General features: G+C 45.8%; 20 protein-coding genes and 1 pseudogene. 6 read left to right on the top strand and 15 right to left on the bottom strand.

The window, feature by feature from the left end:
* Positions 1–257 precede the first annotated feature (257 nt).
* Complete coding sequence (locus L5L97_RS16950; protein ID WP_263183042.1) at positions 258–1307, top strand: hypothetical protein; 1050 nt, start codon at positions 258–260, stop codon at positions 1305–1307.
* Between the two features lie 196 nt (positions 1308–1503).
* Here L5L97_RS16950 and L5L97_RS16945 read toward each other — a convergent pair whose 3' ends face one another.
* Positions 1504–3048, bottom strand: coding sequence for a DEAD/DEAH box helicase (locus tag L5L97_RS16945; RefSeq protein WP_168822533.1), 1545 nt, complete (start codon positions 3046–3048; stop codon positions 1504–1506).
* 633 nt (positions 3049–3681) lie between these two features.
* On the opposite strand from L5L97_RS16945, the gene L5L97_RS16940 reads away from it, so the two are divergent.
* On the top strand, positions 3682–4728 hold the full coding sequence (locus L5L97_RS16940) for a DUF3626 domain-containing protein (protein ID WP_263183037.1): 1047 nt from the start codon (positions 3682–3684) through the stop codon (positions 4726–4728).
* A gap of 135 nt (positions 4729–4863) precedes the next feature.
* Here the strand turns inward: L5L97_RS16940 and L5L97_RS16935 are convergent, their stop codons facing one another.
* Positions 4864–5382, bottom strand: coding sequence for a type II secretion system protein (locus L5L97_RS16935; protein WP_263178635.1), 519 nt, complete (start codon positions 5380–5382; stop codon positions 4864–4866).
* Between the two features lie 279 nt (positions 5383–5661).
* Between L5L97_RS16935 and cydD the strand changes: the two genes are divergently transcribed.
* From cydD to cyaB, 3 genes are all read left to right on the top strand, one after another.
* Complete coding sequence (gene cydD / locus L5L97_RS16930; RefSeq protein WP_263183035.1) at positions 5662–7614, top strand: heme ABC transporter permease/ATP-binding protein CydD; 1953 nt, start codon at positions 5662–5664, stop codon at positions 7612–7614.
* On the top strand, positions 7611–9362 hold the full coding sequence (gene cydC / locus L5L97_RS16925) for a heme ABC transporter ATP-binding protein/permease CydC (RefSeq protein ID WP_263183033.1): 1752 nt from the start codon (positions 7611–7613) through the stop codon (positions 9360–9362). Before cydD ends, cydC begins: the two co-directional genes overlap by 4 nt.
* Before the next feature lie 91 nt (positions 9363–9453).
* The gene (gene cyaB / locus L5L97_RS16920) at positions 9454–10041 is read left to right on the top strand and encodes a class IV adenylate cyclase (RefSeq protein ID WP_263175838.1); all 588 of its coding nucleotides are present in this window, start codon (positions 9454–9456) and stop codon (positions 10039–10041) included.
* A gap of 312 nt (positions 10042–10353) precedes the next feature.
* Here cyaB and L5L97_RS16915 read toward each other — a convergent pair whose 3' ends face one another.
* The 8 genes from L5L97_RS16915 to L5L97_RS16880 all read right to left on the bottom strand — a co-directional run bounded on the left by L5L97_RS16915 (position 10354) and on the right by L5L97_RS16880 (position 20338).
* Positions 10354–10530, bottom strand: a complete 177-nt coding sequence (locus tag L5L97_RS16915) for a helix-turn-helix domain-containing protein (protein WP_006082937.1) — start codon at positions 10528–10530, stop codon at positions 10354–10356.
* Positions 10531–10623: 93 nt separating this feature from the next.
* Positions 10624–11367: a DUF599 domain-containing protein gene (locus tag L5L97_RS16910; RefSeq protein ID WP_131524297.1), complete on the bottom strand. Its 744-nt coding sequence runs from the start codon at positions 11365–11367 to the stop codon at positions 10624–10626.
* A 457-nt stretch (positions 11368–11824) separates the two neighbouring features.
* Entirely contained in the window at positions 11825–12298 is a 474-nt protein-coding gene (locus tag L5L97_RS16905) for a TOPRIM nucleotidyl transferase/hydrolase domain-containing protein (RefSeq protein WP_263183032.1), read from the bottom strand.
* 129 nt (positions 12299–12427) lie between these two features.
* Positions 12428–13639, bottom strand: coding sequence for an ATP-binding protein (locus L5L97_RS16900; protein WP_263183031.1), 1212 nt, complete (start codon positions 13637–13639; stop codon positions 12428–12430).
* A 484-nt stretch (positions 13640–14123) separates the two neighbouring features.
* Positions 14124–17318 (bottom strand): bifunctional proline dehydrogenase/L-glutamate gamma-semialdehyde dehydrogenase PutA, encoded by a 3195-nt coding sequence (gene putA, locus L5L97_RS16895; protein ID WP_263183030.1) that lies wholly within the window; start codon positions 17316–17318, stop codon positions 14124–14126.
* A 247-nt stretch (positions 17319–17565) separates the two neighbouring features.
* Positions 17566–18114: a TIGR04211 family SH3 domain-containing protein gene (locus tag L5L97_RS16890; protein WP_011919912.1), complete on the bottom strand. Its 549-nt coding sequence runs from the start codon at positions 18112–18114 to the stop codon at positions 17566–17568.
* Positions 18115–18341: 227 nt separating this feature from the next.
* Positions 18342–19631 (bottom strand): inorganic phosphate transporter, encoded by a 1290-nt coding sequence (locus L5L97_RS16885; RefSeq protein ID WP_113939029.1) that lies wholly within the window; start codon positions 19629–19631, stop codon positions 18342–18344.
* A gap of 26 nt (positions 19632–19657) precedes the next feature.
* Complete coding sequence (locus L5L97_RS16880) at positions 19658–20338, bottom strand: TIGR00153 family protein (RefSeq protein ID WP_105251552.1); 681 nt, start codon at positions 20336–20338, stop codon at positions 19658–19660.
* Between the two features lie 231 nt (positions 20339–20569).
* Between L5L97_RS16880 and L5L97_RS16875 the strand changes: the two genes are divergently transcribed.
* Positions 20570–22066, top strand: coding sequence for an inorganic triphosphatase (locus L5L97_RS16875; protein WP_263183028.1), 1497 nt, complete (start codon positions 20570–20572; stop codon positions 22064–22066).
* A gap of 83 nt (positions 22067–22149) precedes the next feature.
* Here L5L97_RS16875 and L5L97_RS16870 read toward each other — a convergent pair.
* The 5 genes and pseudogenes from L5L97_RS16870 to L5L97_RS16850 form a co-directional block, all read right to left on the bottom strand.
* Positions 22150–22974: pseudogene (locus L5L97_RS16870) on the bottom strand (ion transporter).
* A gap of 155 nt (positions 22975–23129) precedes the next feature.
* Positions 23130–23459: a hypothetical protein gene (locus L5L97_RS16865; protein WP_028761837.1), complete on the bottom strand. Its 330-nt coding sequence runs from the start codon at positions 23457–23459 to the stop codon at positions 23130–23132.
* Between the two features lie 101 nt (positions 23460–23560).
* Positions 23561–24214 carry a DUF4178 domain-containing protein gene (locus L5L97_RS16860; RefSeq protein ID WP_263183026.1) on the bottom strand — a complete coding sequence of 218 codons (654 nt, stop codon included), beginning with the start codon at positions 24212–24214 and terminating at the stop codon, positions 23561–23563.
* 164 nt (positions 24215–24378) lie between these two features.
* Positions 24379–25068: a PspA/IM30 family protein gene (locus tag L5L97_RS16855; protein ID WP_028761835.1), complete on the bottom strand. Its 690-nt coding sequence runs from the start codon at positions 25066–25068 to the stop codon at positions 24379–24381.
* 11 nt (positions 25069–25079) lie between these two features.
* Entirely contained in the window at positions 25080–25493 is a 414-nt protein-coding gene (locus L5L97_RS16850) for a YjfI family protein (protein WP_105251554.1), read from the bottom strand.
* Positions 25494–25556 lie beyond the last annotated feature (63 nt).

Here is a 25556-nt window from a genome sequence, read left to right as displayed (position 1 = left end):
GATTTAATTCGCTCTATTTTTAAAGGGAATAAACTCAGGTTTATTCCCTTTTTTGTTGGTTTTTATAGCGGTAGTCATTACACCTTTGTGTCTACTTCACCGCGAATCTTATTGGGCGATTAAGTAACACTTTGTATTTGTCTGCTTAATTGATATGCCCCTCAGCTTGCCTGTGTTAGAAGTTATTCTGAGTAAAAAATAAATGAGCAGATAAACGGCTTTGTCAGGTGATAAGGCTGCATCGGTTTGGAGTATTTATGTTTCGATGGACTATTTTACTAAGCATCTTTTTAAGCGCAGCGAGCGCTGCATCAACTCTGCCAGAGCCGCAACCGTTACAGCACTTCATCTACATTAATCATCGTGAGGCCAACGGAGAAAACATTCGTGCCGACAAGGCGCTGCGCGATCCCCGTTTTGGCGGTGCGCAGATTGTTTATACTTGGCGCAGTTTAGAGCCTAAGCAGGGCGAATATGATTTCAGTGCGATTAGGGCCGATATTGCGTATCTCGATTCGATAGGCAAAAAATTGTGGATCCAGCTGCAAGAGAAATCCTTTACGCCCAGAGTCAATGTGCCGCGTTATTTGCTCGATGATCCTATTTATCAAGGCGGTGTGTTGAAGCAAAGCATGTTGAGTGCACCAGAGCGTGATCCCAATAAACCGGTGACGGATGATGAGTATGGCTGGTCAGCCAAAATGTGGGAGCCCTCAGTGCGTGCGCGTTATCAGCAATTGGTGCGCCAGCTAGGCCAAGAGTTTGATGGGAAAATTGCGGGCATTAACTTTAGTGAAAGCTCAATTGATGTGGGGACTGAAAACGCCGATGGAACGACCACCTTCCCCAGTGATTTTAATCCTAAAGCCTATATCGATGCGATTGGTGAGAATATGCAGGTATTAGCTGAGTCATTTCAGCATTCAACCGCTATGGTGTATTTGAACTTTTTGCCAGACGAATGGCTGCCATGGAATGACAAAGGCTATATGCGAGGCTTATTTGCGCAAGCCAAATCGCTCAACATGGGTGTGGGTGGCCCAGATCTGATGCCTTACCGTAAAAGTCATATGGCACAAAGTTATGCCTTTATTAAAGAGTACCCAGCGACACTGGTGAAAGGTATGGCGGTGCAAGACGGTAATTTGCGGCAGATTAATCCTAAAACGGGTAAAAAGAATACTGTGCCTGAGCTGTTGAATTTTGCACAAAACTACCTAGGCTTAGACTACATTTTTTGGGTTGAAGATGAACCCTATTTTACGGATGAAGTCCTGCAGCAGTTGCCAGATACAAAGGCGAATTAATTTAGGTTGCCGTTTTAGGCTGTTTTTAAGGCAGTGATTGTTCAAGCCGATTATTGTTCAAAGCGTAGATAACGAGCTAAGCATCGATAAAGACAAACTAAGACAAACAAAAACGCCCAATTCCATACGGAGTTGGGCGTTTCTGTTTAGGACTTAATACGGCTAAATCGCTAAGCAAGTTTGCTTAGCTTTTGCATTAATCCTGTGAATGTCTTGGACGACTCGCACCGTTATTTGGGCGACGGGTGTTTTTCTTTGGGCCATTGGCGTAAGGATTCTCACCCGCTTGGCCACGATTTTCGCCAGCGCCTGAACGGCTTTCAGTTGGACGACTAGCGCCTGCGCTATTGGCTCGGCCATCATTTGAACGTGGTGGACGAGGTTTGGCATCACTGCGGGGGGCACTACTGGCTTCACCGCTGTGTCTTGGATTCTTGTCGTTTGGCTTGTGGCCGCGCGCGACGTCACCGCTGCGTTGACCGTCTTTATGCTCGGCGCTTCTTGGAGCACCATCGCGTGAGCTAGGTTGGTTTGAGCTGCGGGTATTTCTACGGCTTGGTACTGATTTACCGCTACTTTTTCCGCCGCCACCTAAACGTGATTCTGGCAATTCATGGTTAAAGCCTTCAACCATTTCACGGTCTAATACGCGATTGATTAAACGCTCGATATCGTTTAGCAGTTTGATTTCTTCGTTACTTACCAGTGACACGGCTTGACCCGATGCGCCAGCGCGGCCAGTACGGCCGATACGATGCACATAATCTTCTGGCACGTTCGGTAAGTCGAAGTTAACCACTTGTGGCAATTGGTCAATGTCCAAACCGCGGGCGGCGATATCGGTTGCTACAAGTACGCGAGCTTGACCATTTTTAAAGTCTGCCAAGGCTTTAGTACGGGCTGTTTGGCTCTTGTTACCGTGGATAGCGGCGGCTTTGATACCTGCCTCTTCAAGGCTTTTCGCCAGACGGTTAGCGCCATGTTTAGTGCGCGAGAATACCAACACTTGTTGCCAATCGTTTTGCTTGATGAGTTGGATCAAGAGTGCCGATTTTTGGCTCTTATCAACTGGGCAAACCCATTGTTTTACTGTGGTCGCTGCCGCGTTACGTGGCGTGACCGAAATTTCGACTGGATCATTGACTAGGCCTTTTGCCAGCTCACGAATTTCATCGGAGAAGGTGGCTGAGAACATCAGGTTTTGACGTTGCTTAGGTAAAATGGCCAAAATTTTACGGATATCGCGGATAAAGCCCATGTCGAGCATGCGATCGGCTTCATCTAACACTAAGATTTCAAGCTGGCTGAATTTCACCGCTTTTTGATTATATAGATCCATCAATCGACCAGGCGTCGCGACTAATACGTCGACACCGTGGCGCAATTTCGCGATTTGTGGATTGATAGGCACGCCACCAAATATCACCGCTGAGCGCAGTGGTAAATTCTTACCATAGGTTTCAACACTTTCTGCAACCTGAGCTGCCAATTCGCGTGTCGGAGTTAACACTAATGCGCGCACTTGGCCTGCTTGGGCACGGTTACCTTTACTCAGGAGTTCGAGCATAGGTAGGGTGAAACCTGCTGTTTTACCTGTTCCTGTTTGGGCGGCCGCCATCACATCTTTGCCTTGAAGCACAGCGGGAATTGCTTGAGCTTGGATTGGCGAAGGTGTGTCGTAGCCTTGTTCGGCAACGGCTTTAAGTATCGGGGCCGATAAGCCCAGGGAGGTAAAACTCATAGATTGGTCTCTTGTGGCAACACTGTGCTGCATTTATGGTCAATAGCCAGGTCTGCTGGCGGGCGTGCAGCTTACAGGATCAGGGCTTTAAGTGCCATCTAATAAAGGTTTTTGGGCTGGGTTTCATTCATATTGGCACATAAATCGCTTGTCGGCGGCTTTCACTCGGCCTCGCTTATCTTTTAGGCGCAAGTTTAGATGGCAGAGTTTGAGGTTATGGAAGTTAATTGATTTCAAGGAATAAGATGACTATTAGGCTTAGTCCATAATATCAATTGAAGTCATAGGCATTTTTTATCTAGAGTTAGAATGAGTTAGCGGTAGATCACGCAACAATAATGAGAGTGGTATAAACTAAAGTCGATTGGAGTAGAATTAATCAATGACGCAATTGGTTTAGCTATCTGTTCAGTTCGTGATTGATGTTATTCGCTGAATTTTTAACAATGAACCGAGCGAAAGAATTATTGAGTGTTTTCACGGTCACGTTTACCTGAGTCATTCATGTTTAACTTAGTCATTTAGATGGAGTGGCTTAAGAGCCGTTCTCTGCATGCTTGCGATTTATCTCACGTTTATTTTAGGATGAGGCATTGTAGGAACGGTTAAACGCCTCTCATTTATAGGTGGATTATGACAGCGATACAGCATATTGAACGCCTTGCACGAGGACGCAGTGAACAAGCCGTCGCTGTGATTAAAAATGTGCAGCAGATGTCAAATATCCCCATGCATGAGATGCAACTCGCGCTTAAACAATTGCTCAACTGTGGCCGAATTGCTCTGCATTTTCATCCCGATAGAATCGATAGCCGTGGTATGACTGTGGCCGAAGGTTTACTGCGGGATGGTCAATACCGCAGCCAGTTTGAGACCCATATTTCTAATGGCCAGTTGTCACCTGAGTTAGGTGGCCCACGGGATCATTGGGAAAATCAGCTTTTTGGTGATGTATACAAGGGCACTAAATCTCGGCCTAAATACGGTGCACTCGATCTGGGGATGTGGCAGGACGGTCCCGCCCCACGTTTTGGAAGCTGTTATTTTTTGACTCATACGAGTGCGATGGCGCGTTCAACCTTTAGTTATCTTGACTCGTATCGTAATCCGAAAGAGAAGGGTACGCTATCATGCTTCGATGATGTGTTAGCGGCGCTGCTGACCGAGAGTTTTGAGCGTCACTATGCCCTAGGCAAATCCGACTTTAAGCCGCTTAATGTGATTCATTATTTGGGGCATCAGCTCAATGCTTCCTTGCTGTCACGTTTCGAGCGGCCGTTATCGAATAATCTCGATCATTATATCGAGGCGCAGATCCACGGTGATGTTTCCCTCGATGAAGATATCGCCATGCTGGTGGCCGATCCAAGTTTTAAAGGCACTGATATTGGCGCCAGCTTAAGCAAGATTTGCGACAGATATGATATCGAGCTGCAATATCATGATGGTTTTAGCCTACATACGGCGCAGATCCCAAGCGATTTTCGCGGGCCGACTATGCCATCGCTCGCTAATCGTATCGCCATAGAAGACAGAGTTGATGCCTATGCCATAGGCGTGGCGGCGCGGGATTTATACCATTCGCCCCAGCATTGGCGTGACCGCGGTAATCGTGCGCAAGTCGCCCATGAACTTAAGTTGCTCTGGCATGTGCTAGTGAAATACGGTGGAGTGCAATAAGCGCGAACTCTTTAAAAATGCTTAATTGTAAACGTAAGCATTAACAACAAAATGAGTTTAGGGCGTAAATAAAACAGCGAGATAACATCAGGTTAACTCGCTGTTTTTCTATAGATATTTTATCGTTAAGGTCGCCTAGCAACCAGTGTCGACTTTTTTATAAGTGGGGACGCCCGTTGTCTCCCATTTATAGTCGATATAACAATTTGTCGCTTCGACTTGCGCTTCTGTGGGCGTGGCAAGGTTCAGTTTTTGCTTTGGTGTGGCGATAACTTCATAGGTGCCGTTGGTGGTGTAAATTCGATAGGACCACTCATTCACATTTAGCCCTGCCGCTTTAAAAATTTCTGGCGGAGTCGTGTAAGCCGTACTTGGCGTTATACCGCTGGTGCTGGCAGCCCAAGGCTGATAGTTTTCGCCACGGATTTCGTCGTAAACGACTCTATTCGTGGTGCCGCTGTTAGTAATTTCCGACTTTGATTTGAATAAAGTGACGGCGGATTTCATCGAAGCCAGTGCACCTGAGAGCTGACTCTTATAGGCATCTGATTGTAAATTAATGAATTTAGGCGCAGCTACTACGGCTAATACGCCAAGAATAATAATAACCACAACGAGTTCAATCAGGGTGAAACCAGCATTTTTATTTGGCATAGATAGAGGACATTTAATACAAAGAGCTTCATGCTACCTAAGTTTTTAAAATCAGGCTAGTACTAGGTAAAGTTCCGTTAACTCCTAGATTTATTTATCTTTAGCTCGTTTTTGTGAGTCCGCTAGCAAAAGTCTGTGATAGGGTTTCATCTGTTGTAGATGCCTGCGATACTGCGTCCCTATCGGAACTTTTTAGCTGTTGCAAGCCCCTTAAACTGAATTGTTATCGATAGTCGATCCCCGCTACGAGTCGCTTAATTGTTTTCTTGTTGGAGCACCATGGATAAGTCGTTAGAAAAATCCCTTCTCGTTTGGCTTAAGGCGCAAAAAAAAGCCTGTGGCCTGTTCCTTAAATTGTCGTTATGGCTTGGGATGATAAGCGCCGTCGCTATGGTGGCACAGGCTTATATTATTGCGACGATTCTGGATGGCGTGATCATAGGGCAGCAAGTCGTACCGCTAACTGACAATGCCCAAACGATCAGTTCCAGCGTGAGTATTGATACCTATACACCTCATTTTATTGCGCTAATTGCCTTGATGTTACTGCGTGCCTTGCTGGCTTATGGGCGTGAGCGCGCCAGTTTTGAGGCGGGTAAGCGTCTACGTGGCCATATTCGCGCGGCAGTGATGGATAAGTTGACTAAGCTAGGTCCGGCGTTTATTAAAGGTAAACCCGCAGGGAGTTGGGCAAGCATAGTCTTAGAGCAAGTCGAAGATTTACAAGATTTTTATGCCAGATACCTTCCGCAAATCAGTCTTGCTGGTTTTATTCCCGTACTCATTTTAGCGGCGGTATTCCCGATTAACTGGGCGGCAGGCTTAATCCTGTTACTCACAGCGCCATTAATCCCTATGTTTATGATCTTAGTTGGCATGGGCGCTGCCGATGCTAATCGCAAAAACTTCAGTGCGCTTGCAAGATTGAGCGGCCATTTTATGGATAGATTAAAAGGCTTAAGCACGTTGAAACTCTTCCACCGTGGTGATGCCGAGCTTAAGGTGATCGCTACTGCTTCGGAGGAGTTTCGTAGCCGCACTATGTCGGTGCTACGCATGGCATTTTTAAGCTCGGCAGTCTTAGAGTTTTTTGCCGCGGTATCGATTGCAGTATTGGCGGTTTACTTTGGTTTCAGTTACTTAGGTCACTTAGATTTTGGCTATTATGGCGCCCATGCCAATATTAGTTCAAGTACAGATCCTGACATGGGCGGTATTCCTTTCAGCTTATTTACTGGGCTATTTATTCTGATTTTAGCTCCTGAGTTTTATCAACCGCTGCGCGACATGGGGACTCATTACCATGCTAAGGCGCAGGCTATAGGCGCGGCAGAAGCTTTGATTACCTTGCTAGAACATCCGGAACCTGAATTTGCCGGCCACGTCCGTATCAATAGCATAGAGACGCTGAGTGCCGACAATCTTGAGGTGTTCAGTGTCGATGGCACGCGTTTACTTGGCCCGCTGAGTTTTGAGTTAAAAGAGGGTGAACGCTTAGCCTTAGTTGGCCCGAGTGGCGCGGGTAAAACCAGTTTACTCAACGCCTTATTGGGATTTTTACCCTACAAGGGCCATTTGTTGATTAATGGCCATGAGTTATCCGCATTAGACTTAGCCCATTGGCGACAGCACTTAGCTTGGCTTGGACAGGAACCGCAGTTATTTCACGGCACAGTGCGGGATAACGTGGCCTTAGCCGACCCAACTCTGCCCGACGATAAGCTGTGGCACTTACTGGCTGAGGCCAATATCAGCGACTTCGTTAAGGCGCAGCCATTGGGTTTAGATGCCCCAGTCGGTGAACAATCCTCCGGTTTATCCGTTGGCCAAGCTCAACGTATTGCTTTAGCAAGGGCGCTTGGGCAGCAAACGAGTTTGTTTGTCCTTGATGAACCCACAGCCAGTTTAGATAGCCAGAGTGAGCAGGCGGTGAGTTCTGCGCTGAATCGCGCCATGGCGGGTAAGATGTGCATTATGGTGACCCACAGATTAGATCAGTTAGATCAAATGGATACTATTCTTGTGCTCGATAAAGGCTTGATAGTACAGCGGGGCGACTTTACCACTTTGTCTAATACACACGGTTTATTTCAAACTTTACTGCGTGAAAATGTTGAGTCCGTGGCGGATATTGAACTTGTACCGTTATCGGCAAGCGCCAGTGAGACGCAGCTTGATAGTGACGCTCCACTCGACAGTGCAGCCGAGTCTACTAAAGGAGATGCCCAATGAAAGTGCTGATCCCCTTTATTCGATTGTTCTCGCGTCAATGGCTGATGATGTCCGTGGGCTTGCTGCTGACCATTATTACTTTGATGGCCGGCATAGGTTTACTGTCACTTTCGGGCTGGTTTCTTTCCGCTACCGCGGTCGCGGGTTTGACGATAGTTACGGCGCAGTCCTTTAACTTTTTCACTCCTGCGGGCGGCGTGCGTTTCTTATCAATTGCCCGAACCGCTAGTCGTTATGGCGAGCGTTTAGCGACCCATGAGGCGACCTTTAAGTTGCTGACTGAACTTCGTGTTTGGGCGTGGTGTAAACTCTTGCCGCTCAGTGCTAAAAATCTGCAGGGGCTGCGCCGTGGCGACATGCTCAATCGCTTAGTGGCCGATATCGATACCCTAGATCATCTTTACCTGCGACTGCTCACGCCTATGGCAGCATCACTTCTGATGACTGGGCTCTTGTATCTATTCCTCGCTTGGTTCGATGCCAAACTTGCTCTCAGTCTTTGCTTATTCTTAGTCGCTGTTTGGCTGGTGATGCCACTGCTATTTTATCGCCTTGGACACGCGCCAAGCCGGACTATGCTCGAAACCAAGCGTCATTATCGGGTGCAGTTGCTCGATATGTTGCAAGGCCAAGCCGAACTTAGCCTATTTGGCGCGAACAACAGATTCAGGCAGAAACTGAATGATGCTGAAATTGCACTTTTTCGCAGCCAAAGCGCGATGGCCAATATCACTGCTCTCAGCCAAGCCATGTTGATCCTCTCCACGGGCTCAGCCTTGATCATGATGCTTTATTTAGCCGCTCAAGGTGTGGGTGATGCCGTGCCGCCGGGGCCCATGTTTGCACTTATGGTGTTTGCGACTATGGCCTGCGTCGAGATGATGATGCCGATTGCGGGCGCGTTTCAGCATTTGTCAGGTTGCGTATTGGCCGTAACGCGAATTAATGAAATCACCGAACAAAAGGCCGATATTCAATTTGCTGTCGATACTGGCTTGAGGGCAAAGTCTGGCGCATTACAGATTGAAGGTATCCACTTTGGTTATCGAGACGATCAAAACGTGCTGCAAGGTTTGTCCCTTGAGATAAAAGCTGGGCAAAAAGTCGCGTTACTTGGACCAACGGGGTGCGGTAAGTCGAGCTTATTGACGCTGATTACCCGAGAATGGCAAGCGCAGCAAGGGCACATCAAGCTCGATGGTCATGCACTTTCAGAGTACAGTGAGCGCGGTCTTAGGGATGCGATTACTGTGATTAGTCAACGCATCTATTTGTTTGCAGGTACTTTGCGGGAAAATTTAGTATTAGCCTTACCTGTTATCGAGGGCGAGAAACGCACGGCCCACGACGCACGCTTGATTGATGTGTTACAGCGGGTTGGGCTTGGCGCTTTACTCACGGGTGATAAGCCGCTGGATATGTGGATAGGTGAAGGTGGACGTCAGCTTTCGGGCGGCGAGCAGCGCCGTATTGGTGTTGCTAGGGCGCTGCTGCGTGATGCACCGCTGTTATTGCTAGATGAGCCAACCGAAGGGCTAGATAAACGCACCGAGCGGGAAATTTTAAGTTTACTGTTTGAATTTGCTCAGGATAAAACCTTACTTATGATTAGCCATCGTTTAACTGCTATGGCGAAGATGGATCAAATTCATCTACTCGGTCAGGGGAAGATTATTGCGTCTGGTACTCACCAGAGCTTAATTGAAGACTGTGTGGAGTATCAGGCCTTGTACCAAAGACTCGCTTAAGGTTTTGGATTTAATCTTTTGGAATTAAGATGTTGGCGCTCAATATTATAAATAGCGATATATTTTACTCATTAAAAGCGGATATGAATCTATGAACCCTGCGATGCCAGAAGCGTTAGCCCCACAAATTAATGCTCATTTTAATGGTAAGTTTGAGGTCGAGCTTAAATATCGCTTATTGGATCGCCACGATTTTTTCGCTGCCTTACAAATGAGAAATCCCGAGGTCATGCTCGAAGATAACCTTGAGCATGACTGTTACTTTGATCTGCCATCACAGTCACTTAAAGGTGAGCACAAGAGCTTGTGTATCCGTGAGATGCAGCCATCGGGGATAATGCTGTGGATAGTGAAAGGGCCAGAAAAAGACCGCTGTGAAGCCGTGAATATCACTGAAGCAACAAAAGCAAAAAGTATGCTGCATACCTTAGGTTATGAGTGTGTACTGGAAATTAAAAAGCGCCGCAGTATCTATTTTCTGGGTGAATTTCATCTAACAATCGATCATATCGAAGGTTTAGGGGATTTTGCTGAACTCGCGATTATGACCAATGATGAAACCCTATTGCCTAAATATGAAGTGCAATTGCAACAACTCGCCGCCGATTTGGGTTTAAGTGAAACGCAGCGGGAGTGGTTATCCTATCGGCAGTTGCAGCAGGCTTTAAATAATAAGTAATGGATTGAATTTTTTGGATTAACAGCTTGAGGTTTAATAGCTTAAAGTTCCATAGCTTAAGTTTAATGGCTTGCACCGCTAAATTCGGCTAACCAATCCTTCGAAACAAACCGCTATAGCTCAGTTCAAATCCCTTTGAGCGTCACTGTCCATATCGCATTCACTGCCTGTTTTAACTTGCTATCGACGACTTAAACTTAAGCAGCATACTTAAATTCGAGTATCACATTTCAATTCAAGCCACCTTTACAAATTCAAACGGCTTAAATACTGATGACTCAGTTTTATTTGCCGTGAGTTACTTGATGCGTTTTAGCCTAAGCGTTGTGAAAAGGCGAGGTAGCGTTTAACTTCCGCTTCAGGGAATTTTAATTCGTCACCATCTTGAACACTTGAGAGTAAATTCTCCCGAGCGAAGCGTTTGATGGTCGCTGGTGTTTTATCTAGCATTTTGCACACTTCATCTAAGGTTAATAAGTTATCGCTCATGGCACTCTCCCAGTAATTCAATAGAAACATGACCCAAAGAGTATAGAACAATAATTCCAATCAAGATGACGCCAGCGGCCTAAACCGCCAAGGCTATGATTCTATTTTATGGTTGCGGGCGGTTTCTCGCACTTGGCTCTCTATTTGGAGATGGCCTTTCGCTGCCGTGATCGCCAGAACGGCACGGGACTTGAACTCGCGGCGATATAAGGTTGCTACCACAAATAAGCTGGCCGAGATAAAGAGTATCGGGTGTACAAACCAGCACAATACCGCCATTGAAAAGTAATAGGCGCGTAAACCATAGTTATAGGAGTGTGCCGCTTGATCTTGCACTGTCGCCATTTGTCTTGCATAGGCTTTGAGATTGTCATTTGAGCCATCGGTGTCCAGAGGACCCGCGCCTATCATCACGTTCACAAAGCCGTATTGACGCATTGACCAAGTAAACTGGAAGAAGGCCATCACAAAAATGCCGACTAGCAGAGCTAACTTGACTTGCACCAGCGCATGATTCGGTGGCGTAGCGAAGGGAATCGTCGCAATAACACTTTCTAGTCGTTCAACTTGCGCAAATAAGGTCAGTACACCCGCAAGCACAAACAGCGTGGTCGAGGCAAAAAAGGCAATATTGCGTTCTAAGTTGGCCAGTAGTGCCGCATCACCCACGCGCACACCGCGGGTCATCACCTCAAGCATCCAGTAAATTCTATGCTTATGCAGACCACGGGCAATACAGTCTGTATCTCTCGCCTTGCTACGGGCAAAGGCGGTGTAGCCAGCCCAAGAAACGATAAACCACACCAATGCAGAAATATCTAACAACGAAAATGTCATAGCTACCTTGAGAAAGTGACCTTGATAAAGTGAAAATCAATCGATTGATTGAAGGCTGATTATGAAGGTTTTTATCTCTTAGGTGCAATCCCCTAGTATCACTTTGAAAATCCTATTCACAATTTGAAGCCGCTCACATTGGTTTGAAGCCTCTCGCTGAGTGAGTGTTGTGGGATTACAGCCAAGCGGCAAGGATGGTTGGTTGCTTAACGTTTGCTGATATTCACTGGCAGCGGCTCGCCATGGCATTCACTCACCGACACGCAGCGAGTCCATCCGTGGATGCTCGACCGCCCCGTCCATGGGGCGGACGGTCGTCTCGCCCATTACCATGGTTTGCCTTTTGAAAATCAGCGTAATCTGCTGGTTCAAAAGACTAGTGTTACCATGCCGTGAATGGTAATTTTAATGGCTCGTTAAATTATTAAACTTACTCACTATGTTCTATTTAATAATTTTACTTAATGTAATCGCCAAATATTTCTATCATTTTTTCTTTCCATTTTACTGGTACTGTAGTCCAGTCATCCCCCCAAGTTTGAGTTTGTATATAGGCTTTAAATGGTTTCTCTGATTTAGGTGCTTTATAACCAATTTCATCTTCAATGTTCTCATGCATTTGAATTACTTTGCCATTTCCAGCTAAAGCATCAACTATTGGCTGATTGAAGATCATCGCACCAGCCACGCCATAATCCCTATCATGTACAACAATTGGGTATATTCCCATTGCAACAAGATATTTAATCAACCCAATGATAGACGCTTTACCTCTTGCCTTAATTATTTCAAATTCTGATATTATTTTTAGATAGTCTTCTTTTGGGAGTCTTTTTAGTGTTTCTTTTATGACAATCTCTTCAGTATCTCCTTCTACAATAACAACATTTTTTGTGAAAAAGATGCGTGCGATATGATCATCAATACGCAATATCATTTTTACATGTGATTTATCATCATCTTCTAGTTTTGCGTATGTCTCTGTAACATTAAATGGTGAGGAAATAACGCCGTGCCCATTACATCGAAGACTATTAAGTACTTGCTTGGGTTTTCTTGATTAGTCAATGATGAAAGGCGAGTGTGTTGTGGCTACAATTTGGGATTCTTTGTCACTTAATTCATAAATGGCATCACGCATTTGATTCGCTGCACTTGGATGCAAATAGGTTTCCGGCTCTTCAAAGGCAATAATTAGCGCACGATTGTGCTCATCTTCTCGCTTCGAAAGCCATTTTTGTCTGAAGCGAAGCATTCCAAATGCTGCTGCTCGAATCATGCCTGCTCCTTGTTGGCTAATTTCAGTTCTAACATTGCTCGACATTTCAACATTAAATGTAGGCTTTAATGCTGTTTTTGGATCACTTAAATTAGCTGTAGCGTGAAGCTTAGAATCAGGAAAAACACTTGCTAATACTGAGTTTAATTCGCTAATCATTTTGCCAAACTCAGAGTTTTCATCTTCAGGGTTGAGTTCTTGTGCTAGTTTGTCTAGGCACTCTTGTGCTTGGGTGTAATTCTCAGATTTACTTCGAACGTCTTCAAATAATTCACTTAGTGTTTTTCCTAGTACTCCTGATGTACCACCTTCAATTTCAGTGGAGGAGGAGTCTGCTGGTATTAATAAAAATCTAGGTAACATTTTTAGAACATTGCCAGGAATACCACCAGGGTTAGTAAACCATGTATCGGTTTCTTTGAGGTCCCAGATCACATCTAATTGTTCTAGTTTTTCTTGCGCCGCTTTACTGGTGCCAATCTTTGCGGTGATATCTGTGAAAAGTTCTTTAACATCCTTAGATGGGACTCCTGAGTCAATAAATTCTTGGCCAGTTTTGCAGGATGCAAATGCAGCACTCCTTTCTCTTTCTTTTGATTTGAATTCAATAACTACATCGCTGCCTAATTTATAGGTTTTTTTATAAGTGACAGATAAACCTGAATCATCATTCTCGTCTTTAGGTACGTCATACTTAAAAATGTGACCTTTAAATCCTCTCCACTCATTTGCTTCGGCAGGTAGGTTTCTGAATTCAGCTTCGAAAATAATGGTATCGACAGCAGGCTTTGTTTCATGAGTATCTTCATCTATTACTGAAAAATACTCTTGGCTAGGGATTGTTTTTTTACCAGATAATAGCCATTCAATGGCTTTTAGGGTTGTGCTTTTTCCTGAGTTGTTCGACCCAATTAGAAAAGTTGCGTCACCGAAAAGTAACTCGGTATTTATTATTCGTTTGAATCCACAAATTTTTAATGAATGTAATTTCATGTTTATTCCTAATTAAATTATTAAAATATAGATCCGAACATACACGTTAAAACAATTTATTGAGACACCCATTGTTAAATTTTGCAATGTCAAAAAATGGGACATGCATAACTCTTTTGGAATTAACTGCCAACACCGTGACCACAGGAGTTCATCTTCCCTGCGAAGTTGCTGAAGGGAGTTGAAGAAAATCGCGTGAGCGAGGCATGGATGCCTCGCTAGCTTTCGGGGTACAGGATGTACCATCGGAAGCGTTAGCGATTTTCGAATAAGCACGAAGCCAGTATTTAATGCATGTAACTTCGCTAGGGGCGTCTTGGAGCATCCAAGGAGGATAGGACGAGCAGTCCTCCTTGGTCGGGTGTGGGGTGAAGCCCCACGACTTTGATTTTGATTAATGTAAGTTAAGGCCAGACAGTGTCTGGCCTTAACTTACATAGCTGTCTTAGCTTAAGCGGATGCCTTAGCCGAAGACGGGATAAGCTTATTCTTCGCTATCACCGAGTGACAGCAGGGTCGCATTACCACCGATAGCGGTGATGTTATTAGTGCGAGTCTTTTCAGTCACAAAACGGGTTAAGTAGTGTGGGCCACCGGCTTTAGGGCCAGTACCTGATAGACCTTGACCGCCGAAAGGCTGTACGCCAACCACTGCACCGATTTGGTTACGGTTGATGTAGACGTTACCCACATTCACTTTATCTGCAACTTCAAGGGCATGGCCTTCGTTACGGCTGTGGATACCTAAGGTTAAGCCAAAGCCTGTGCTGTTGATCTCATCGATCACTTTGCCAAGATCCGCTGCTTTATAACGGATCACGTGCAGGATTGGGCCAAAGTGTTCTTTCTCAAGCACTTTAATCGAATCGATTTCAACCGCCGTTGGCGAAACAAAGTGACCGTTTTCAGTGCCAGCAGGCAGCGGCATTTGCTTGATAAGCTTACCGACTTGCTTGATATGGTCGATGTGCGCATCTAAGTTGGCTTTGGCGGTGGCGTCAATCACTGGGCCTACGTCAGTTTTCACTGAGCTTGGGTTGCCAATCACTAATTCATCCATGGCGCCTTGCAGGACTTCGATCACGCGATCTGCGATGTCTTCTTGGAGGAAGAGCACGCGCAGTGCGGAGCAGCGTTGGCCCGCGCTGGTGAATGACGATGAAACCACATCGTTAACCACTTGCTCAGGTTGAGAGGTTGAGTCCACTACCATGGCATTTTGACCGCCTGTTTCGGCGATTAACGGAATGATTGCGCCTTCGCGGTTGGCGAGTGTGCGGTTAATCAGTTTTGCTGTGCCAGTTGAACCGGTAAAGCACACGCCACCGATACGTTCATCGGCCGTAATTGCGCTACCCACAGTCGCACCAGTACCGGGTAGGAATTGCAGCACTTCGACAGGAATACCCGCTTGATGAGCGAGTTGAACCGCACGGTAACCAATAATCGAGGTTTGCTCCGCGGGTTTTGCGATGACTGTATTACCCGCCGCTAATGCCGCAGAGACTTGACCGAGGAAGATGGCTAATGGGAAGTTCCATGGGCTGATACACACGAACACACCGCGGCCTTGGAGGAACAGTTCGTTCAGTTCACCCGTTGGGCCTGGAAGTAGTTCAGGTTTTGCCATCATCTTCTTGGCTTGTACTGCGTAGTAACGACAGAAATCAACGGCTTCACGGACTTCGTCGATACCGTCTTGAATGCTCTTGCCCGCTTCACGGGTGCACAGGGCGATCAATTCTTCGCGGTTTTCTTCTAATAAATCGGCTAACTTTTGTAGTGCAGAGGCACGGGTTTCTACTGGCGTACGTGCCCAAGAGGTAAATGCCGCTTCGGCAGATGCGACGGCGGCTTCGATCGCAGCTTGGTCGGCGAAGGCGACTTGACCTACGGTTTGGGTAGTGTCGTATGGGCTAACAATCGTTTTATGTTCGCCAGTTAAGGTTTTACCGTTAACCAGAGGGCCCGCTTGCCATTGGGTATTTTTAAACTGTTCTAGTGCCGCGAAAAATGGCTCAGATTCGGAAATGATGTTCATATTGAGTCCCTTGGAATTTTTGCGATCGCTACCGAAAATATCGGCAGGTAAAACGATTCTGTTGTTAGCCAGGGTTTTGTAACCCGTCAGTGTTGTTAGCGGATGTACCACTAATGACTCGATGGGGGTTTTAGGATCCACCAGTTTGTGGACGAACGAAGTATTCGCGCCGTTTTCCAGCAGACGACGGACTAAATAGGGCAGTAGATCTTTATGGGCACCGATAGGCGCATAAATACGTACCGCTTTAGCACCAGCTTCAGCCAAAATCGTGTCGTACAGTTCTTGTCCCATGCCGTGTAAGCGTTGGAACTCATGGTTACGATCGCCCGCCATATCGGAAATTGCCGCAACGGTTTGCGCATTGTGGCTAGCAAATTGTGGATAGATAGCACCGCGAGTCGCATCCGATAATAAGTAACGGGCGCAGGCGAGGTAAGAAACGTCAGTACCGGCTTTGCGAGTGTAGAGTGGATAAGCGGCTTCGCCAGCTTGTTGCGCCCACTTAAGTTCGCTATCCCAATAGGCACCTTTTACCAGACGCACTGGGATTTCATCCCCTTGATCTTTCGCTAGACGCGTTAACCAAACCAGTACGGGCAGGGCACGCTTAGAGTAGGCTTGTACTACTATGCCGAGTAATCCCCAGCCTTTAGTTGCTTCAGCATTAAACAGTTTTTGGAACAGTTTTAGTGATAACTCGAGGCGATCGACTTCTTCAGCATCGATAGATATACCGATATTTAAGCCACGTGCCAGCTTAATCAGGCGAATCACTGTGTCGTACAGTTCAGTCAAGACGCGGTCTTCATTGGCCACTTCGTAACGTGGGTGCAATGCCGATAGCTTGATGGAGATTGTTGGGCGCGGTGATTCATTTTCGTTATAGCTTTGAGCACCGAGCTCAGTTATCGCATTGGCATAATCGGTATAGTATTTCTCGGCATCTTTGCGAGTTAACGCCGCTTCGCCCAGCATGTCGTAGGAATGGGTATAACCTAACTTACGTTTGTCTTCACTGTTCTTTAGGGCTTCTTTCATGTTGCGGCCCAGTACGAACTGCTTACCCATGATCTTCATCGCTGCCATCATGGCTTGACGGATCACAGGTTCACCCAGACGATTCACTAAGCGGCTCAGCAAGTTGCTTGGGGTGCCATCGAGTTTTTTATCGAGTTTAACGATTTTACCTGTGAGCATTAAGCCCCAGGTCGATGCATTAACCAGCACTGAGTCACTCTTGCTCATGTGCTCATCCCACTTAGCGCCTGAAAGCTTATCTTCAATCAGCGCATCGGCAGTGGCCGCATCGGGAATTCGCAGTAAAGCTTCGGCTAAACACATCAGGATAATGCCTTCCTGTGTTTCTAAGCTGTACTGTTGCAGGAAGGCATCTATGCCGACCATCAAACCTTTTTTATCGAATTGACGAACCTTATTGACCAGTTCGTGGGCACGACGAGTGACGCGCTCTATGGCTTCATCACTTGAGGGAACTAGTTTGATCAGCTCTGACAAGTATTGTTCTTCATCGACAATGTAGTTGTCGCTGACTGCTTTGAACAGTTCGTCGAGATTGGCAGAATCGTAGCGGCCTGCCAGCACTTCACTCGCTTTGAACATAGTTATCGCTTCCATCTTGGCCGTTATTGGGGCGCTATTGTTGAAACAAATTGGGAGGCGCCAAACGCATTTGATATTTTGTATACAATATGAAGGTTTGCGCGCGCAGATTATACAAGCAAAATGTGACGGACAACACTATCGAGTGGAAGAATGTGAAGAATGTTTAACTGAGGCGTAAATGAATTGATGTAACGCTTAATTGACAAAAAGCCAGTGGTTTAAAACACTGGCTTTTTGCTCGATATTGATAGGTCCAGAATTACATCCAACGCTTTTTATTACGACGTTGTGGTCTGGGGAGATAGACTAAAATCATACCCGCAATTAACCCCGCACCTGCAATCAATCCACCCTGACGCCACAATTCGAAGCGCTCATCTTGGGCGCTTCGATCAACAGCGACTTTTAAATTATCCCGTTCTTTAATTGTTTGTTCCAAGGTATTTTCCAGCTCACTCAGCTTGGCTTTTAATTCGATAACCTCACCAGCATGGTTATCTTTTGAATTAAACACCTCTGCTAATTCCGCCTTTGCTTTAGCTAATTCATCTTTTAAGACTGGTACTTGCTCACGGAAACTTTGAGTCGAGCTAATTAAATTGGTAAGTACCCAACCTTCTCGGCCTTTGTGATCAATTATTTTTGAATAATCACCTTGGGTTTCATTTAAAAAGGTAACAGGTTGACCCGCTTCAATGGAACCTAAAATACGATAATCTGTACTTGGACCATTTAAAAGATAAAGAAACACGTTATCCGAGATGTAGCGGGATTGGCCTTCGGCCAGCAGGTTGGGAGATAGCAACATCATTCCCACCAGAGTCAGGAGTCTTAACACTTTTGTATTCTCATCAACGAAATAGTGAACACATGCTATGGATTTGATGCCTGCAATGCAAGAGGGAAGTCATAGACTTCCCTCAACTTTACGGCATCCATGCTATGACCATTCCAATTTAATTCAATCTTTCCTACGACCTTCTAGTCCTAGGCGCTAATACTGCTTAATGTCAGCAACACATTTAGCGAGACTTCTTAATTAAAAATACCTTTAATCATATAGAAGAAGATGATTGATAGGCCAGCACCTGCTGGTAGGGTCACAACCCAAGATACGACGATATTACGTACCACACCAATGTTAATCGCTGCGATACCACGGGCCATACCTACACCTAATACCGCACCTACTAAGGTTTGTGTGGTAGAAATAGGTAAACCAGTGCTAGAAGCAATAACTACAGTTGTTGCCGCGGCTAATTCTGCCGCAAAACCACGACTTGGCGTCAAGTGAGTGATGTTTTTTCCGATAGTTTGCATAACGCGCTGACCAAAAATCGCCAGACCCATCACAATACCTACGGCACCCAAAGGTAAAATCCACCAGACTAGAGGTGATTTCGCTGCAATCTCACCACCGCTATTGACGACAGAAACAACCGCCGCTAATGGACCAATCGCATTTGCTACATCGTTTGAACCATGGGCAAAAGCCATACAACAAGCAGTCAAAACCATCAGGATCGCAAACACTTTTTCAACGTTTTTGAACTGGGTTTGACGATCTGCTTTATCACTCATTTGTAAGCGTGAAATGGCGATTTTACCTAAGATACCAACTACAGCAGCAATAGCACCTGCGAGTAGGTAAGACTCGGTAACTGAGAAATGCAGACCAACATGGGATAAGCCTTTCATAATCGTCATTAATGACATGATGAAACCAGCAAATGCCATATAGAAAGGTACGAAACGCTTAGCATTACTCAATGGATCGTCAGTGTTGAAAATGAGTTTTTGAGTGCTTTGGAAGAGGATGAATGCCATAAAGCCCGAAATAGCGGGGGTTACGATCCAAGAGCCTACAATCCCGCCTACTTTATCCCATGAGACTGAATCTGCACCAACACCCACGGCGGCGAAGCCAATAATGGCACCGACGATGGAGTGAGTCGTTGATACTGGCCAGCCAAGAGCCGATGCGACGACAAGCCAAATACCTGCTGCCAACAATGATCCTATCATGCCGTAAACCAGCAATTCAGGAGTTGCAGTGAAATAGCTAGAATCAATAATACCGCTACGAATTGTATTGGTAACTTCGCCCCCAGCTAAAAATGCACCGGAAAACTCAAAGATCATTGCGATAATAATCGCTTGTTTAATTGTAATTGCGTTTGAACCTACAGAGGTTCCCATCGCATTGGCGACGTCATTCGCCCCAATACCCCATGCCATGAGAAAACCAAATGCAGCCGCAATGGCAATAAGCCACGGGCCATTGGTGACTAAGACGTTAGCCACCTCAATACCTGCATCAACCATATTGATACCTTGATAACCTTAATTTGTTAAACGCGAGCCAGCATAAGCTCAAGACGCGAACCGACGCGTTCGGCAAGATCTGCAAGACCACCGACCCATTCAATCGTTTTGTAGAGGAACATCACATCGACAGGATTCAATTCAGATTCCATAGCGAATAACTGACGGCGTAACTGAATTTGTAGATCGTCAGTATCTTCTTCGATGATATCGAGTTCGTTGATCATTTTTGCCACTAAGTCGACTTCACGGCCACGGAAACCTGTTTCTAACAGATCTTCGAGTTCATTAATGACTTGTTTTGCTAGTGCTACCGCATCGATACAGCGTTGTAGATAAGCAATAAATGGGACTTGCATGACCTGAGGGATTAACAGCTGACGGCCGATAACACGACCGGAAATATCTTTGGCTTTGTTGGCTATCTTGTCTTGTTGAGTTAAAAGTTCCAATAAATCTGTACGTTCTACTGGCATAAATAAACCGCTTGGCAGAGTCAGACGGATTTCACGCTTCAGTGAATCTGCTTGCTTCTCGGCTAAACTAATTTGCTTACGTAATTGAACTGCACTGTCCCAGTTACCTGTGATAGTGGCTTCGAAAAAGGGGACGAGTAACGATGCGCAATCGTGTACTTTGTCCATGTGCTCTTGAAGAGGCTTAATTGGCGATTTTGCAAACACGCCCAAAATAGAGTTTACTGGCATTGCCGTTTACCTATTTAGATTGTTCCATTATTGGAAAAAGCGGGCGCATGTTAACCTATGCGTCCGCGTATTGAAACTGTGTTTTTTCAGAAAAAACGACAGGTTTATTCTAACGGGTTATATACCAACTGCAAAACCAAATCCTACGGGATTTTTATGACACATTTGTGACATTATGAACTAAAGATGACGCATCGATGAATATTTGATGACAAAGTGAGCGGTTACGCAATGAATGCTGAGATTGAATTAAAACTGTTTTTCCTGCCGATATATCAAGAATCCCTGATAAATAAGTTAGATAGTCTCGATAATGCCGTACCTCAAGGTCAACGTCGTTTGGCGAATGGTTACTTCGACACCCCTGACTTGCAATTACGTCAGTGGGACATGGGATTGCGGGTGCGCGGTTACGATGCGCACCGAGAGCAGACCATAAAAACCGCAGGACAAGTCGTGGGCGGCATTCATTCGCGGCCCGAATACAATGTGACTATCCAATCCGATAGCCCAGACTTAAGTCTATTTCCTACCAGCATTTGGCCCGTTGATGCCGATTTAGCGGCGACGCAAGCTCAGTTGACTTGTATATTTCACACCGATTTTTATCGTCGCGCTTGGCATGTTCAGATTGATAACAGCGTGGTCGAAGTGGCGTTAGACATAGGTGAAATCACCGCAAATGGCCAGCAAGAAGCCCTGTGTGAGCTCGAGTTTGAACTCCTCAGCGGCGATACTGAGGCGCTACTTAAGCTGGCGATGCAAGTGGCGAGCGTTGTGCCCGTGCGTTTAGGTAAGGCCAGTAAAGCGCAGCGGGGCTATCGATTGGCGGGCAAGGCTAAGCCGCTCGATTTAAAAGCATTGGAATTTCTGCCACTGGCCGAGTCACACGATTCTTCTTCACAGGATTTAAGTGCAAACTGCCAAATCCTGCTTGAAACCGCCCTTGAGCGTTGGCAATTATTAGAGAGCATGATCGCAGAGGAAAGCGACCCTGAAGCCTGTGTGGTACTATGGTGGCGGATGCGCGCCTGTATTCGTTTGCTGCGCATGACCCTAAATCAGTTCGAATTATTGAATGTGACACTGTCTAGCCAATTTATGCTGATTGAAAAGCAGCTCGATTTTATTGAGCAGGCACAGGCGTTGACCGCTTTGCTTGGTAGCCAAAGAGGCTTATTTGCTAAACTTGGCCAACACGCCCAAGTTAAAGTGCGACTTCTGGCGCAACTGACAGAGATTAATCTGACGGGACGCTTACTCTTCCTATGGCAACAGACCGAATATGGTCAATTACAGCTGGCTATTGTTGAACTGTTGCTAAAGATCAGTGCTGGTGAAGTGGACATCACCCATCAGCCTAGCTTACGCCAGCATGCCGATCGTGCTCAGCAAGCTTCTTGGATGGCGATAATTGAGGTCATGCCACTCAATAGCGTCATGACAGCGGCGAATTATCTACAAGTGGCCACAGTGTTGGATGCGAGCATTCTTGTGGGTCATGCCTACGGCAGTTTATATGAGGCGAAATCACGGGACGCATTTCGTGCACCTTGGCAAGATCTCGCGCTTGGGATTAAAACTTTGGCTTGTTATCGCGCCTTACAGGATGCGAGTCGGGAGTTAGATATCAATTTAGCTGAGTGGCTGGAAGACAAGCAGCAGAGTTTGTTGTTTGCTATGGAATCGACACGCCGTAACGCGATGCAACAGCAGGTCTACTGGTAGTATTACTTTTTATCGCTGATAAACGGAAAAGGCTCAATCTAAAATAGATTGAGCCTTTTCATTAGTCCGTTTTCGCAACAAAGTCAGCTATTTTTTGTTTCGATAGCCTGCTTAAGTTCCGCAATTTGAGCCAGCATTTGCGCTTGATTTTGTTATATTTTTTGTTGGTTCTCTTCCATTCTCGCTAAGGCTAATTCAAGCTCTGATTTGATTTCGGCTTTATGCGCATCTTGGCGTTCTTGGCGTTCAGATTCATCTGGCGCGACAAATACCGATGCCATATAACCTGAAATCACCCCAAAAAAACTCACACCGCTGACAATGACCACGCCACCTATGATGTGGCCTGCTGTGCTTACAGGATAATAATCGCCGTAGCCGACGGTAGAGATAGTGACTAATGCCCACCAAATCGCTTGCTCAGCGGTCTGGATATTGGCGCCTTCGGTGCCGCTTTCGACGATGAGCATAATGACGGAAGCTAATGTTAGAATCGTCACCATAGCAACCAGTAAACTGGCTAAGGTGGCTTGTTTACGTTGTTTTACCAGTGGGAGCAGCAGTGAGCGACTCATGCGGATCAGGCGTATTACCCGTAGGATTTGAAAAAGCCGTGCCATACGTAGGGCTTCAATCGCCGGAATACTGGCAATAAAATCAATCCAATGGTGTTTAATGAAAAAGCGTTTATCGCGAGCACGGATCAACCCAACAAAGAAGTTGATCATAAAAATCATGCAAATACTGGTATCGACAAAGAAGAGCAAGCGGTAGGTTTCGCTATCTAGGCGGCCGAAGGTCATGACAAGTACTATGATCACCGACAGCAAGGACAATAGCATCATCGCCATTTCGAATGGAGAAGGAGTGCCAAGGGTGCGAAGCGACCATGGGGTTTTATCTGTCATGCCAAACATGATCCCTGTTAAGTGCGGCGAATATCACTACTAAAGTAAAAGACTTTAGGCTGTGAGTAAATTGACTGAGTTAATAAAAGGGCTATATATCGATTAATCGCGCCAGCCAATGGTAAGAAGGGTTGGCGCTTGAGATCTGCGTTGCTTTAGGTTTCATCAACAAAGTGGACTAAATCGTCGAGTACACGGCGTTTAATTTCTAGCTGTGAATCGGCACTTAAACCATATTTCTCTGCCAGTTGCACATAGTCATCTGCATTGAGTGACACGGTAAGGCGCGGACGCGTTGGCCGTTTCGATACGCTAAGACCTAAAATAGTGCGAATTTGATCAGAAGGGCTAACGCCTGCATCTAACGCGGCTTTACGAATAGAGTATTGAAATTTTTCATCGAGATCGAAGGCAACCTGTGTCGCCTTAGCGGCTTGTTGGTTCTTTAACCATTGCTCGGGCAGAGGGTGTTTGGTTTTACTCATGGCGTATTACCTATTGCTATCAACCGTTTCTAGCGCTTATCTGTGAGATTGTATTGGGATTATTGATAAAGTGCGAGCACGCACTTTATCTTATTTTTGTGTTATTTCGCCGGCCAGTATTCCCGAATATCCGTTAGCGGGCGATATAGGGTCAAGACGACATCTGTATCACCCCCTTCGTAGACTTCCACTTCGACGGCGCAGCTTTCATTGTCATCAAGTAATAAATAGTACTCAAAGGGCTCACCTGTGGCGCCATTGGCATCCTGTGGCGGCTTTTGGCCACGATAATCCTGACGATGGAAATAGCCAAAAGCGGCAAAAGTCACTTGGTGGTATTGTTTTCCAAGCCATTGTTCAAGTTGTTCAGCTAAGTCGGCCGGTAATACTTGCGTAGTTAACTCGGCATGACCCGGTTCCTCGAACATGGCGCTGAATTGCTCGAGATTGAATAATTGCTCCACTTGGGCGCGGGAAACCTTCATCGAAAAGGCGAGATAGGTTTCGTCGTCTTCTTCAATGCTCAAAAAGAGAGTATCGCTACCATGTCCCTTGAGTAACCACTCGGAGTGTTGTTTACGTTCAGACTCGTAAGTATGTACGGCTTCGACTCTTAATTGTTGACCACGGAGTTGTGGTGGCAGGGCAAAACTATCATCGATTGAGATCATGTCGCCGACATTGAGCTGGGACGGGTGATTGAGCTCGCGCTGTGGCGGGGCTTTCTTACCAAAAATACTATTGAAAAATCCCATAGTGACTCCTGCTGACTATGCTCGCGTGCGGCCTCATATTGATTGGCTGCGGATATTCACGGGCAATAGTGGTCATTTTTATTTAATGAGGATGAAACAAAAAAATGCCGAGGTCAGTAGGGGGTGATGATCCCACTGAGACTCGGCATTCGGTCAATCATTGCTTAGCTTTTACGTGCTTTGATTCGATCTAGCACTGCATTTGCGTTTGACTTTTGCTCACCAATACCCGCTTCGGCTAGTTTAGCTTGCAACGACTTATCACTGTTTTCATCGGCTAAGGTTTCAGCCGCTTTTAAACGGTCGTCAAATTGTTGCTGACGTGCCTTGATACGTTCTAGTGAATCTTTAGCGTTCAGCAGCTTAGAGTTGCTAGACGCGAACGAGTCAGTAATGGTTGCCGTCGCTTTTTGTACGCTTTCAGTGGTTTTAACCATGCTCAACTGACGTTGATAATCAGACAGTTGGCGTTCGGTTTTCTTCACTAAGTCTTTCAAGCGTGCAGCATGGGCGCTAAAGCTGTCGTTGGCGCTTTGTTGCTCAGACAACTCTTGGTCTAACTGAGCAATCTTTTCAGCAATTTCAATCGCTAAGGCTTCATTACCTTTGTCCAATGCTTGAGTCGCATAACCTTCGTGTTCTGCAATTGAACGTTTCAGACGGTCGATTTCACGGCTGGCTTGCATTTCTTTTGCCATGACATCGGTCAGTTCACGTTTAGCATTGGTTAAATGCTTTTCTGCATCACGGATTTCCTGTTCGAAAATACGGGTTGAGTTTGCGTCAACGATGCTTTGGCCAACTTCGGTGGCACCACCGCGAAACGCTGTTAAAATTTTATTCAGAATGCCCATTTTGTGGCTCCTTATTTTAGATAGTCGACCAATTCATCAATAACTTCTAAACAGTTATCAGATAAAACTGCTAATTCTTGCTCGATTTCGAGCATGCTAGATTGTAGTGATAGCGCACCGTAAACCACGTATTTGTCATCAATTTTTGCAAAAGCTGACAATGGCATTGGAATGTTGAGCTCTAGCATGGTTTCAAACATTTCACTGCGACGTTCTTGATTTACTTCGTTCTCGCCCCACAGGTAGCTGATGCAAAGCACTTGGTTGTCCGTTACCGATACAAATACCGGGATTTCTTCACGGCCGACCACATTCACTTGCAACACTTCGACTTCACCATCGATTGGATAACAATCAAATTGAAAGCCAGTTTGGCTGTTGTTGCCAAGACTGTTGAGGTGATTGGCAATGGTATGGATATTCATATTTGTCCTTATTGACATATTATGTCTGTGTTCAAAGATAGCACCGAGACATAATATGTCAAG

Source organism: Shewanella sp. SM71, assembly GCF_025653905.1.
Lineage (GTDB): Bacteria > Pseudomonadota > Gammaproteobacteria > Enterobacterales > Shewanellaceae > Shewanella > Shewanella oncorhynchi.
This window is presented reverse-complemented; position numbering and strand designations above follow the sequence as displayed.